Raw genomic sequence first — 13,186 nt, forward strand, 5'->3', positions numbered from 1 at the left:
TTACGTTTCCTCCTTTAATTAGATAAGGTTAAAGATCTATTAATCTAGATGCGTACTCCAAGCGGTTCATACAGGTGACGCGCTATGATTAAATGCTGTATTTGATTCGTGCCTTCAAAAATATCAAAAATCTTTGCATCCCGGTAAAGCTTTTCAACAAGATGCCCTTCGACGCCGTCCGGCCCCAAGACCTCAAGACATCTGCTGCACACTCCAAGAGAAATGGTGCCGGAAAAACTTTTACACATCGCTGCTTCTTTTGCATTGGGCTTACCCATATCCGCTTTCCATGCTGCCTCCCAGGTCAGAAGTCTTGATGCATCAATTTCCTGCTGCGCTTTTGCCAGAATTGTTGAAGCTGTATGGAAAGAGCGGCCGTGTTTTGGATATTCATGCTGTACGAAATCAAGTGTGTATTCAAAAGCAGCCCTCGCTATCCCCGTAGCCATAGCGGCAATAATAGGACGGGTATTGTCAAAGGTTTGCATGGCCACACGAAATCCGGTATGACCCGCACTTTTCTCTTCATAGTAGGATTCACCCCCAAGAAGGTTTTCCTCTGGCACAAAACAATCTTCGAGAAGAAGCTCTGCGGTTTCAGAAGCTCGGAGACCCATTTTATCTGCCAGCCTTGTGCAGCTAAAACCGGGTGTTCCCTTTTCTACGACAAATGCCCTGTGCCCGGCACGCCCTGATTTTTGGTCCACTGTGGCAAATACAACAACCCAGGAAGCGCGGGCACCGTTCGTAATAAAGACCTTTTGCCCGTTTAAAATGTAGCCTCCGTTCGTTTTAACAGCAGTAGTCTTCAACCCTGAAACATCTGATCCGGCTTCAGGCTCAGTTAACGCATATGCTCCCCATCTAGGCGGTTCGTCTCTTGAAAAGATAGACATAAAACGCCGTTTTTGTTCAGGAGTCCCACTGGCCTGCACTGGAGGACCGCCTAGGCCCGGGCCCGGAAGAGTCAGCGCAATGGCAGGATCTCCCCAGCCAAGCTCTTCAGCAGCTATTACGGCCAATCTGTTTCCCTGTCGTTCTGATTTTTTTCTTTTCTCCGTCTGATCTGATTCTTCGCTGGTGCTGTCTGAATCTCCGAAGGAGGACGTACTGAGCTGGATTCCAAGCTGATTGATGTTTTCCAGCCACTCATCAGGCACCCTTTTGTGCTGATCGGAAGCCAATGATATCGGACGCATCTCATTTTCAGCAAACCAATGGACAACCTCCTTAACCTGGATTTGATGCGGCGACATTTTGAATGAAATCATGCAGGCCACCCCTTTCCTCTCCAACTATCAGCCGTTCCCCATGATCCAACAGCAACTCGCTTTCTCCTTCCGTAAAAATGATCTGCGCCTGGGCATCCCGCATCCACTTTTCCACCGGGAAGTCCTGAACATACCCGTGCCCACCTAGAAGCTGGACAGCACAATCTGTAACAAAACGAAGCGACTGGTGCGCAAATTGGAGTGCACTTTGTGAAGCGGCTTCACCTTCAGGATCACGATCATCAACCTTCAGTGCAGACTGCCAGACTAAATGGCGGGCTGCCTGTGTTTTAATGGACATATCTGCGAGTGTAAAAGATACGCCTTGAAACTTGGCGATTTCCTGTCCGAATGCCTTACGCTGTGCGGTATAAACTGCCGCATGGTCCAATGCTGCTTCCATGGCGCCTACTTCCTTTGCAGCTTCAAGTACCCTGGTTCTTGTCAGCATTTGTGAAAGCAGCACCTTTGCTTCGTGTCCTTTGGCCAGCACCTGTTCGTCTGTAATGACGGTGTCATGAAATTGTATTTTTGAGAATCCCGAGGCCAGCAATCCGAGCCGGTAATCTCCTTCAAGCAGTCTCCATTGTCCATGATCTTCAAGCCAAATCAGAAGCTGTTCGCCTGTAGTATCTTTTAAACCAACCAAAAGATAGCCAGCGTATTTTGCCATTCTAAGCGGTCGGGAAGTTCCGTTTAAAAGATAGCCTCCTCCGCTGGATTGCAATTCCAGTCGTAGAGATGACGAATGGTTCGGCTTATTGCCATTTAAAAAAGCGACAGCAGGCCATGTTTTTTCTCTTGTTGTCTTTTTTATTTTATTAAAGAGTGGATGAGCAGGGACCAATCGAAACAGAGAAGCCGCTTCACCGGGTCCCCTGAATCCCTGGACGCCGCCAAGATCTCCGGCGCTTAAAGCCTCTACAATTTGCACCTGTGAGATCAATGGCAGTTCAAGGCCGTCCCAATCTGCCGGAAGTTCGAGAGCCGAAAATCCCAGTTCGTTAATCCCTCGTGATATTTCGTCCGACACTTGCCTTTTTTCTTCAAAATCGCGTGCCAAAGGGCGAAGTTTCTCCTTCGCAAAATTTCTGGCAAGATTCCTAAAAGCTATTTCATCCACGGTAGGCTGAAACGAAATCAACAGATCTCCTCCTTTAAAATACTAGTACGTATTAGTACGTATCAAACAAAAAAATAAAAGGTATTCGAGTTTAGAAATGATACGAGTACGTATTGGTATCATTATATAATCCCCCATATATAATTTCAACAATTATTGTCTGAAAAATAAAATAATATTCTATTATTCTTTTACACCGGATAGCTGCCTGGCTATTTTTTCATAGAATGGATAGAGTCTGTAATTCCTAATCCGGTCAGAGGGGTCAATGCCTATAAAGTCCATATGATCCCATCCATAATTCACGGGAATTTCGTTCCATACCCCCTTCTTTAACCTTTGACAAAAAGGTTGATGCGGCTGTCCTGCAGGAAACCGAGAAGAAGTAACACTTACCAATCCATCATTGGCCCACCACGATGAATCGATTTCCGGCATGGGGTGTTTTCTCGAATAGGAGCCAATGTAGGAACCAGATCCAATCACGAGTGTGCTCATCGTTGGCAATGGGTGTTCAAAGCCAGTAAGCGGCGCCTTAAAAGTGGCATTTCCTGTGTAAGAGACATAATAGATATCGGGAAGCGTTTTTACCCATTGGTTTATTTCTGCAGACCCGTAAGTCGTCAGATCATATGTGCTCATGTCTTTACTGTTCCAAATCGGACTGCTGTAAACGCGATTTGAGTATTGTATAAATGATTCCTCTTTCTTGCGTTTCAATCCCCATTGATCCAGTTTAAAGTCATAGGCAATCGACTCAGGTGTACTCCCGGATAAACTGGCAGCCTTAAGTACGAACGATTTAATATAAGGCATGAGATGGTCCTCATCTGCAAAGGTTGAGCCATTATGCGGTGTCCCAATGCTTGCCACACTTTTAACCCAGTGCTTCCCTCCCTGGTATAAAGGAGACATGCCCTCTTCTCGATGATAATTGAAATATTGCCTTTCTTCCGCACTTCCATGTTCAAGAAGTTCTGCCAGCATTCTTGACGTCTGCCCCCCCATACTGTGGCCAATGAAATGCACCTTATGAGTTTCATTCCACTGGCTGTAAAGGCCGGGAAATGTCCTCCCGAACCTCGCATGTCCATACTTATTGGCATGTGCAGCCCCATAATCCACTGTCCCGCCTTTTACGAAATAATACAGTTCCACAGCCCTGTCCCAGTTGCTCGAAAAGGGTCCGACTGCAGAGGTATAGGTCTTAAAGCCTTTTTGGTTTAGATCGTGTTCGATGTCTTTTAGTCCTCCCCAATAAAGGTAACCTGCCAATTCCCCTTTTCCCCAGCCGGCCAAGCCGTGGACAAGCACAATGGGTTCATTATTTTTAATTGGTGCAGACGGGCTCGCAGCCGCCTGATCGGGAAGTGCAAAATTCCCCATCCACAAACATACAGCCAATATAGCTCCAATTAAGATTTTCTTCATTTCATCCCTCTTTCAATAGAGGATTTTTTCAACAGCTTCAGGAAAGACCCGAGAAAGCGCATCCAATTTTTCCGTTTGCCGTAATAGGCCAGAATAAGATCATAAAAAAGAGGAAATTTCCCTCTATACGGGAACCAGTTCACCTCTGACTTCTTCCAGCCATGATCCACAAGAACCGCCTTGGGTTCTGTGAATATCTCAATGCCGATATCACCGTGATATCGGCCCATGCCGCTTCCCTTCACACCCCCAAACGGGAGGTAAGGATTGGCAAAAGATATGATCACTTCGTTTATGCAGACGGCACCTGATTCCAGCCTGGCTGCGGTTCGTTTTGCTTTCTTCAGGTCACGGGTAAAGATGCTGGCATTCAATCCATACGGTGAATCATTGGCAAGCCGGATTGCCTCTTCTTCGCCTTTAAACGGCAGGACACAGATCACCGGACCAAACGTTTCCTCTTGCATGACCTTCATTTGCTGAGTCAGATTAGAAAGGATGAGAGGCTCCAACTTAAAGTTTTTTTCTTTTGGCCATTTTTCCGGAAGGCTCCCCATCTCAAGAACCGCGCCATTATCAACGGCGTCCTTTACGTGTTCTTTCACGATCTCTACCTGAGGTTCAAACGTCATGAAACCGAGGTCGCTGTCGACACTTCCGTCATGTAAAAGTTTTTCCGCTTCACTTTTTAATAATTTCATAAACTTCCTGTAAACATTGGCTTCTACGTAAATTCTCTCGATCGACATACACACCTGGCCGCTGTTGGTGAGTGCTCCCCACAATGCTCCCTTTGCAGCACGCTCGAGATTCGCATCCTCATAAACGATCATCGGGTCTTTGCCGCTAAGTTCAAGAGTAGTAGGAATTAACAATTGAGCTGCTGCCCTTTGAATAATTTTTCCGGTTTTTGCTGAACCCGTAAACAAAATATAATCCGGTTTTTCTTCAATTAACTTCGCGCCGAGGTCTCCCTTCCCATGTGCCACCTGGACGGTACCAGACGGAAAACCAGCCTTTAAAAAAAGTGATTCCATCAGCCTTCCGATCATCGGTGTCACTTCCGACGGCTTTAAAATCACACAGTTTCCTGAAACGAGTGCACTTAGAACAGGAATCATGGCGAGAGAAAAAGGATAGTTCCACGGCGAGATGACGAGCACTGTTCCCCTCGGTTCATAAGATATATAGGATCTCTTCCCGAGGAGTGTGATCGGGGTTTTTACTCTTTTTGTTTTTAATAGCTTTTCAGCGTGCTTCTCAAGGTGTTTAATGGATTCTGCTGTCGTCAGGATTTCTGCAGTAATGACTTCCACTTTCGGCTTACCCGCATCCTTAGCAATGACATCCACACAATGGTCAAGAGAGTCAAGCATCGTTAAACGAAGAGCTTTAAAATAGCTTACTCTTTGTGAAACACTAAGATTTTTCCACGATCTAAAAGCCAGCCGAGCATCTGCCATTATGGATCCGGCTGATTCAAGCGGGGTAGCCTCCATTTCACTGATTGTTTCCCCTGTTGCTGGGTTAACGGCCGTTAGTGTACCCATAACGAACCTCCTATTTGACGTTGATTAGTTTTTCAGAATCCATTCGATGATTTTTATAATACTGTACCAAGTTCGCTACATAATCTTTAAAGTCCGGACAGCGGACACCCCGCTTTTCCAGCACTTCTTTGGCCTGGCTTGCGTCATATTGCGAGGTGCAGCGAAAATATTCAAGGGCTTCTTTTTCTACTTTAAATAAACGCCGGATGGCAGAAAATGAGAGGGCAAATTCAACAAATGCAGGTGAGATCGTCCAGGATGGTTTTTTGCCTAGTAATTCTTCGCAAATCATGCGATAGAGCTCTCGGCTTTCGTATGGTGAGGGGTCTGTGAGGTGAAAAGCCCGGTTAACAGCTTCTTCGGATTCGGAAAGACACAGGGTCGCGTTAATGATGTAATCGGCGGGCACCACATTAAACAAAGCTTCTGATTTACCTAGATAAGGGATCGGCATATAACGGATACGGTCTAAAAACCGCATAATAAAGTATGGGCCATCAAACTTTATGGTCTCCCCAGTAAGTGAATGTCCCACCACCACTCCGGGGCGTATAATCGTGTAGGTAACTCCTGTGAGCTCTGCAACCAGTCTTTCAGCGGCGAATTTGGTAGATTCATAATGATTTTTAAAGGTCTGGCCCGCGTCCAATTCATCTTCCTTAATAAGTCCCGTCCTTTGTCCGGATACATACGCCGTACTAAAATAGATATATCGTTTCAAATTGGTAAGGGATTGAACGAACCGGTTGACATTGTCCGTCCCAGTCACGTTAACAGCTTCTGCAATTTGTTTTGGCACAGCTAGGTCATAGACCGCGGCGAGGTGGAAGACATAAGCAGTATTTTCCCGGAGCCATTCTGCCTGTTCAAAAGTCAAATTCAAACCCTTTTTTGTAATATCACCTGGAAACAGTTCAACATTGCGTTTATTCACCGTTAGTTTTTTTGCTTTTTCAAATTGACTGGGATGGACAAGCAATGCGTAATGATCCCCTTCATGTCTCTCCATCAACTCCTCAAGCAGCCTCGAAGCTAAAAAACCCGGATAGCCTGTCAGTAAATACGTTTGCATGATGACAAATCCCTCCTCCATCAATTTAATACGGATACGTACTGGTATTAATAGCCTAAAAAAATCGGCAAACTACCGATCTTATAGAGATAGATTTACATAAGCACCGACCACAATGCGATTTAGTAACCGGGCAATACGATCCAGATCCATCGTTGATTCTGATTCAAAAAGGTTTTGAATCACTACTTCGTTAATGGCTCCAACCATTGCCTGGGAAACGACCACAACCTCCTGGTCAGGTACTGAGGCCGGCATGGCTCCCTGCACCGTTTGATAAAGCAAAACAGCAAAGCGGTGGTAGGCTTCTCTGCGAACTTTTTCAACCGTCTGGCTTACCCCTACAGAATCAATTAATAATAATTTGGCCGCCGTTTTCCAAATTTCACATATTTCGATATAACGGCGAATTCCCACATATGCTTTTTCACTGATTTTGTCTTCACGCTTTACCGTTTCCTCGACATCTTCAATGATTTCCTCAGCCAGCTGCCTGCACAGGGCGGCAAGCATCTCCTCTTTGCTGCCATAGGTCTGATAAAAGGTAGTTTTTGAGACCCGTGCCTTTTCTACAATTTCAAGAACCGAAGTTTCCTTGAACCCTTTGGACGTAAAAAGATGGAGGGCAGCATATAGCATCTTGTCCCGAGCTTCTATCGGCATTTCTGTTACAAAAAGCAAATTCATCAGTCCATTCTTCAGATTGTACTAGTACGTATTAGTATTTTACGAATCTTTAGCCATCAATGTCAAGAATTTCAGAAAAAAATCCGATGGCTTCATACGTATCCCATTATTCGATTGTATGTAAAATCAGTCTCTTTATATCCTTTATTCTTACTGCTCCATATTTCTTCCTGTTTAATAAACGGACAGTGCAAGTAGGTCCAACAACTTAGCTTTCTGCAGCCAGTTCTTTGGTAAATCTCCTCCATTTTCTTGATCACTTAAGATGAAAGGTGTTAATAGCCTGATTCGCAGGCAGCTGGGTCAATCAAAATAAGCGGGTTCATGCGGATGATGCAATTGCCTGAAAGCCATCTCAATTTGAGATCTCGTATTCCTGTCTATTGATAATGCCGGGAGTTCCTCTTGAGAAAAAAAGTCCACTGCGGTCGTTTCAATTCCAGTGAGTGCCTGTCCACCTACTATTTCACATTTGATAAAAATTTTATAAGTGTGATAAGGAGAAGGAGGATGCGGGTGACACTTTTTATCGAGTACTCCTAACAGCTTGATTGCTCTTACATCAAACCCAGATTCCTCTTTTACTTCGTTAACAGCTACTTCACTTGGTGACAGTCCTATATCACCCCAGCCTCCGGGTAATGACCAGCCTCCATCCGTTTTTTCTTTGACCATTAATAATTTTTTGTTCCTAAATACAACAGCCCTAATATCCACTTTAGGTGTTGCATAACCAGTTTCATTGGCAAACAAATCGCTTATGGCTGACTCATCTAAATCAGTAAAGGACGACAATATTTCAACACTGATTTTTCTGATCGATTCAAATCTTTCCAAGTCGTAAACATCTTTGGAGTAGGTTAATCCAGCCTGGGCAATAGATTGAAGCTGCTTCGACCATTCAAGCCATTTGGGTTCCATATATCTCACCACCAATACCATTATACCTAAATATTACCATATGTTTCTCTTAAAAGTCTGTAAAAGAAGAAAATTGACTGTGAATGATCAAAGCCGTCATTTATAAAAAACGAGGCTCCAATTTCGGAGCCTCGTTTTTTATTACCTTAGTACATGGACATAACTGATCTGGTCGTTCCACCCGTCACCGACGTAGGCAATATCCTGTCCTGGAGGAAAAGTCTTGCATGGTTCCCCTCTAAAACTGTTATAACATACTTCAGTACCACTGCTTTCACCAGCTGTTTTCAATGAAGAGATGACGTCGCAAAAATTGCAAAAATGAACAAGCCAATACTCTGTGTCTTTACACACTCGGTGGCTCATAACTATCAGCCTCATTAAGGTACTATGCAGCTAGGATACACCTTTTCGATACCAATTAACTATTGTAGATTTTCAACACACAGAATGATGAGACCAATGAAATCGGACGATGGTATTCCTAACTATTTACAAATGTGTGGATACAGAATTTTTTTACAATATGAATTTAAGCGATTCCTCTTGGCGGGTTATTCCTATTCTTAGTTAAAGCGTTCAGCTGTCGCTTGAAATGAAGGGTCTGCAGCCAAAGCCTATAAATGAGAGCTGCTTCAAACAGTATCATGATAATAGAGCTGAGGATTACTCCTTCTTTTATGAAGCCGATTAGTGGAGCGATGATAAAAATGGACATTTGGTATTCAATTCCGCTCATGAGATGCAAGCGAACCCTTCTTTTTAAAAAGAACGATCTTATTTTTATATAGGAGGGAAACCGGTAGACGACTTCCCCTAAAAACTTCTCTTGTATACGCAGGTCTTCCTTGGCGGCCTTTCTGCAGCACAATGATGGCTTGCCTTTAAACATTTGGACCAACTTGAGGCGCGAAGTCATTACACGTTTTTTTTCATTTATAAATGTGCTCTTTGCCTTGTCTATTTTTTTTCGCATTTCATTCAGCGATTTGTAGGCTAGCAACGAATTCATGTATCGTGTACTATCCAAAAAGCAAACGATCGCAGCTAAATAAAAATAAACGGCTTGTCCTGTCTGGTGATATTGACCAAGCATCAATGAAAAAGCACAGATAGCAACACGGGTACGATCCAAAATATAGTCTAACCACGCCCCGAAGATGGAACCGGTTCCTTTAAGGCGGGATATTTTCCCATCCATGCAATCTAAAGAAAAACTGATATGATATAAAACAGCACCAATGATTATCGCAGAATAGGTACCCTGATAAAACTGATAGGCGGCTAATAGACCAGTGAAGAATGCTAATAGCGTAAGTTGATTGGGGGTAACCTTCGTGTAATTGGCTAGTGGGAACATCAATCGGGATGCGACTGGATCCACCAAAAAAACGGTCCACCAGGCATCTTTCTGTTTATAAGAATTCTTAATATCTTCCATTGAATATTTGTTGGGTGTCAAATAAACCACACTCCTTATTATCTTATGGTGAGAGAGGAAATACCTCATCTAAAACATGGCTAATGTGTTTAGCCGTTAGCTCCGTTTCATTTAAAATAGTGTAACGATTCCGTATGGTAGCGGCATTCTGAATCGCCAGGCACATCTCCTCCTTCGTATAACCCAGCTCTCTGTAATGGAGAGGAAGACCTAATCGCTTAAAATATTGTCTCATGTTGTTCTCTGAGTTGTGATTACCTTGCAAATATTCAGAAACTAACATCCCCAAGGCAACCTGTTCCCCATGGAGTGCTTTTCCTCCACAGTAATAATCCAGGGCGTGGCTGATTAAGTGTTCCGAACCACTGCACGGTCTGCTCGAACCCGCGATCGCCATCGCCATTCCACTCATGATCAGTGATTCGGCAGCCACCTGCATCAAAACTTCATTGCTTTTGTTTTTTTGATTGATTTTATTCAAAAAAGCTTCTGTCGCTTTATCGGCAATTAAACTAGCAAAGCCATTCATTTTTTCTTTCTTCACTTGATGCGCCAGTTTCCAATCTTCAAGCGCCGTCTTATTGGATAGCAAGTCTCCGATTCCAGAAGAAAATAACCGTGCGGGTGAACGGGCCACGGTGTCAAAGTCTATCACGACAGCCCGAGGCATTCTAACTTCAATGCTAATATTCTTGGTTTGGCTTACGCGGATCGAGGCTACGGGTGAACAGATTGCATCACTGGATAATGCTGTCGGTACAAGTATGACAGGCAAATTCATTCTCGTACCGACGACCTTAGATACATCCAATACCTTACCGCCTCCAACTCCGATGATCATTTCTGCAAAAACCTGCTGTGCTTCATTTTCTAACTCATCAACCGTCTGAAGCGTGTTGTCTTTGCAGTACAGTGCCTTCACCTGTGTCGGCTGCAGGTTCAGGCCGGTGATCAGCTGTTCACCTATTTGACGAGTGGGACCTCTCCCACTCATTACAACCACTCTCCGTTCAGCCAAAAATTCAACAATTTCACTTCCATGCAAATGTTCGAATGCTTTGGACTGAAGAATTAAATGAGTCGGGAGTTCCACCTTTACCTTCTTCGACATTTTACCCCCCCTTTAAGATGGCCACATGGCAGTAATAAGCTGTTTCGCGCAATTCAAATCTTGCACATCGTCTATTTCAATCCATGGGTATCCATCCGTATTAACAACCATAATCGGCACGTCTGCAGCACAAGCTTCATACACGTTTTCATACCAGTACCGTGCTCCCCCAGCTTCAATCATCTCTGTAGCTTTTTGGTATAAAATTTTCAGATCATCTAGAGCCAATTTAGAAATCCCAATATATTCGCCATCCGTACCATCCTTATTCAATTGCTTATTGATGAACCGCAAGCGTTTGTCATTCAGCTTTACCTTCATCGCTTCATCCGTTAGTTTTTTTTCCCGGTCTACCAAAATACAAGTGGGAAACTGTGATTTCAAGATCAATGAAATTAATCGATGGTCGAAAATGACATCTGAATTGACCAGCAATAAATCATCATCCACAGCTTGGGAAAGTAAAAATGAATAAATGTTGTTCATTGATTCATAGTGTGGATTGTATATAAAATGGACTCCTGTTCCTGTTAAATACTCTTCAATTCTCTTAAACATATAGCCGCCTACGATATAGATATCTTCATAGGCAAAACCGGAGTTTATCACACTTTCTACCTGGTACTGCACTAAAGGTTTTCCATTAATTCTAACCATTGCTTTTGGGTTGTTCATCGTATAAGGATGTAACCGGCTTCCAACTCCAGCAGCCAATATCACTACTTTCATACGTAACCCTCCTATCTATAACCGTTTATGACATTGGCCCCATCCCAAGGTCGGTTAGTTTTTGTTCGTCGATCGCAATGCAGCGTTCCAATTCATTTAATAGTTTCGGGTTTCTTGAATCGTTGAAATACTTATGTGCGTATCGAATCGCTTTATGGGGAAAAATTTGGTCAAGCAGAAGAAGATCATATTCCTCAGCAGAAAGTGGGCGAATTTGCTGGTATGCATCCACAATGAATTGGAATCTTTCCCCGGACCATGCTCCTAGAGCATGATTGATCCAAGTAATGAGATGGGATATATCCCTCATGGGAAGAGCGATGCTTACGGTATCAAAATCGATGACGGTTAATTCGTTACTGTTACTGCATAGCAGATTAAGAGGGGAATAATCGCCATGTGCGAGATGTGGATCAAGCCTTGCGGCAGCCAACAGATGACTTAAAGCCGTATGGGGAAGCTGATCAAGTACCCAGTTGACACGGGATTGAAGCCAAGGCAGATGGCACAAATAAACCTTTGAGAACGGATCCCCGCTAATATTGGCCTTTACTTGGCATTTTGCCATCTTTTTAACCTTTCTTTTATAGATTTCATTCCAATCGAGACGGGTATCAAAAATCGGATGTCCTGCAGCAGCATACCCTTCGGAGGCAACATGGAATTTTGCAAGCAGCATAGCCATTCTTTCTATCATTTCTGACTCTGCATATCCGGGCTGCTCCCCTTCCAACCATTGAAACAGCAGGAAACAGCCTTTATTGACGTTTACGAACGAAGTTCCATCCAAAGTTGATAGAACAGTCGTGACCGGAACCCCTTTTTCGCGCATATACCCATTGACTGCAGCGATGATCGGGGCTCTTTCGCATTTAGTCAGGTATTTTAGTGCATAGACACCTTTGTTTATATCGGTAATCTTCCATAACTCTCTATCCGATTTTCGTCTTATTAGGACCATCTTATCCGGCTGGATCCCATAATTTTTTTGTAAGATTTCAGCAACAGCTTTCTCTGTTATCTCCATCTATCATCACCTCTTAGATTCTAGCGGTTCTTTTAATATATGAATCTCTTTAGAAAATGGTATGGACGTAAAACTTTGAAAGATTAAAAGATTTAATGTTTGAACATAAAAAACCGATCCTATCTTCTAAAGGATCGGTGATACAAGTTAACCTTTGCTCTCCATTAGGGAACATATACCGATTTGACATGGGCCGGATTTAAGATCACCGTTTCACCATTGGCCGTTATAAGTTCGATGAGGTTGTTTTCTATTTTTTTCAGTAATCCAATCTTGTCCTGATCTTCACCCAAGTCAAACACGACTAAATTATCCTCCAATTTCTTTAATTGTTCTTCAAAAGAACGGCTTAGATTTTGCGTCTGTATGGGCAAACTGGTAATGGTATAAGGCGTTGCATTTTGATCGTGCAAGGTTAACCATTTTAAATGCGTTAGCGGTATATACACGGTTTGATAAATGGGTGAATTAAATACAAAATAATCGCTTAACACACCTGTGACATATCCATACAATGGCTGTTTACCGCTCACCTGGATCTCGATAAAAAGTCCTTTCGCATTGGTTAGAATGGAACGATAAGAAATCTCCTTTTCTTGCTGAATTAAAGAATTTCCGGTTGGCTGGCTTATCTCCTCTTCTTCTTGGCTGCTAAGCTTTATTTTATGGACATGTATCAAAGGAATATAACGATACCTTTGTCCATCAAATAAAACTAAAATGTCATTTCCTATATCTGTGAAAATCCCTTGGATGAAATTCCCTCCTGTGACTTTCACCATGATTTGCTGATTGATTAGTTGCATTACGCTTTTCAAAAACA

13 protein-coding genes are annotated in these 13,186 nt (G+C 43.2%); all 13 read right to left on the bottom strand.

Going from position 1 to position 13,186, the window contains the following annotated elements:
* Positions 1-44: 44 nt before the first annotated feature.
* Positions 45-1,271, bottom strand: a complete 1,227-nt coding sequence (locus QYF49_RS15800) for an acyl-CoA dehydrogenase family protein (protein WP_290400571.1) — start codon at positions 1,269-1,271, stop codon at positions 45-47.
* Positions 1,231-2,415, bottom strand: a complete 1,185-nt coding sequence (locus tag QYF49_RS15805) for an acyl-CoA dehydrogenase family protein (protein ID WP_290400572.1) — start codon at positions 2,413-2,415, stop codon at positions 1,231-1,233. Before QYF49_RS15805 ends, QYF49_RS15800 begins: the two co-directional genes overlap by 41 nt.
* Before the next feature lie 162 nt (positions 2,416-2,577).
* Complete coding sequence (locus QYF49_RS15810) at positions 2,578-3,825, bottom strand: esterase/lipase family protein (protein ID WP_290400573.1); 1,248 nt, start codon at positions 3,823-3,825, stop codon at positions 2,578-2,580.
* Positions 3,822-5,375: an aldehyde dehydrogenase family protein gene (locus QYF49_RS15815; RefSeq protein WP_290400574.1), complete on the bottom strand. Its 1,554-nt coding sequence runs from the start codon at positions 5,373-5,375 to the stop codon at positions 3,822-3,824. The genes QYF49_RS15810 and QYF49_RS15815 overlap by 4 nt, the downstream gene beginning before the upstream one ends.
* 10 nt (positions 5,376-5,385) lie before the next feature.
* Positions 5,386-6,447 (bottom strand): SDR family oxidoreductase, encoded by a 1,062-nt coding sequence (locus QYF49_RS15820; protein ID WP_290400575.1) that lies wholly within the window; start codon positions 6,445-6,447, stop codon positions 5,386-5,388.
* An 81-nt stretch (positions 6,448-6,528) separates the two neighbouring features.
* Positions 6,529-7,134: a TetR/AcrR family transcriptional regulator gene (locus QYF49_RS15825; protein ID WP_290400576.1), complete on the bottom strand. Its 606-nt coding sequence runs from the start codon at positions 7,132-7,134 to the stop codon at positions 6,529-6,531.
* 303 nt (positions 7,135-7,437) lie between these two features.
* Positions 7,438-8,055 carry an NUDIX hydrolase gene (locus tag QYF49_RS15830; protein ID WP_290400577.1) on the bottom strand — a complete coding sequence of 206 codons (618 nt, stop codon included), beginning with the start codon at positions 8,053-8,055 and terminating at the stop codon, positions 7,438-7,440.
* 141 nt (positions 8,056-8,196) lie between these two features.
* On the bottom strand, positions 8,197-8,421 hold the full coding sequence (locus QYF49_RS15835; RefSeq protein ID WP_290400578.1) for a hypothetical protein: 225 nt from the start codon (positions 8,419-8,421) through the stop codon (positions 8,197-8,199).
* Positions 8,422-8,587: 166 nt separating this feature from the next.
* Positions 8,588-9,517, bottom strand: coding sequence for a CDP-alcohol phosphatidyltransferase family protein (locus QYF49_RS15840; protein WP_290400579.1), 930 nt, complete (start codon positions 9,515-9,517; stop codon positions 8,588-8,590).
* 22 nt (positions 9,518-9,539) lie between these two features.
* Positions 9,540-10,607 (bottom strand): iron-containing alcohol dehydrogenase family protein, encoded by a 1,068-nt coding sequence (locus tag QYF49_RS15845; RefSeq protein ID WP_290400580.1) that lies wholly within the window; start codon positions 10,605-10,607, stop codon positions 9,540-9,542.
* 12 nt (positions 10,608-10,619) lie between these two features.
* On the bottom strand, positions 10,620-11,336 hold the full coding sequence (locus tag QYF49_RS15850) for a phosphocholine cytidylyltransferase family protein (RefSeq protein ID WP_290400581.1): 717 nt from the start codon (positions 11,334-11,336) through the stop codon (positions 10,620-10,622).
* A 25-nt stretch (positions 11,337-11,361) separates the two neighbouring features.
* Positions 11,362-12,363, bottom strand: a complete 1,002-nt coding sequence (locus QYF49_RS15855; protein ID WP_290400582.1) for a phosphotransferase — start codon at positions 12,361-12,363, stop codon at positions 11,362-11,364.
* Between the two features lie 164 nt (positions 12,364-12,527).
* Positions 12,528-13,181, bottom strand: a complete 654-nt coding sequence (locus tag QYF49_RS15860) for a DUF2642 domain-containing protein (RefSeq protein WP_290400583.1) — start codon at positions 13,179-13,181, stop codon at positions 12,528-12,530.
* Between the last annotated feature and the right edge of the window lie 5 nt (positions 13,182-13,186).

It is taken from the genome of Fictibacillus terranigra, from assembly GCF_030412265.1.
In the GTDB taxonomy this organism is placed as follows: domain Bacteria; phylum Bacillota; class Bacilli; order Bacillales; family Fictibacillaceae; genus Fictibacillus_C; species Fictibacillus_C terrinigri.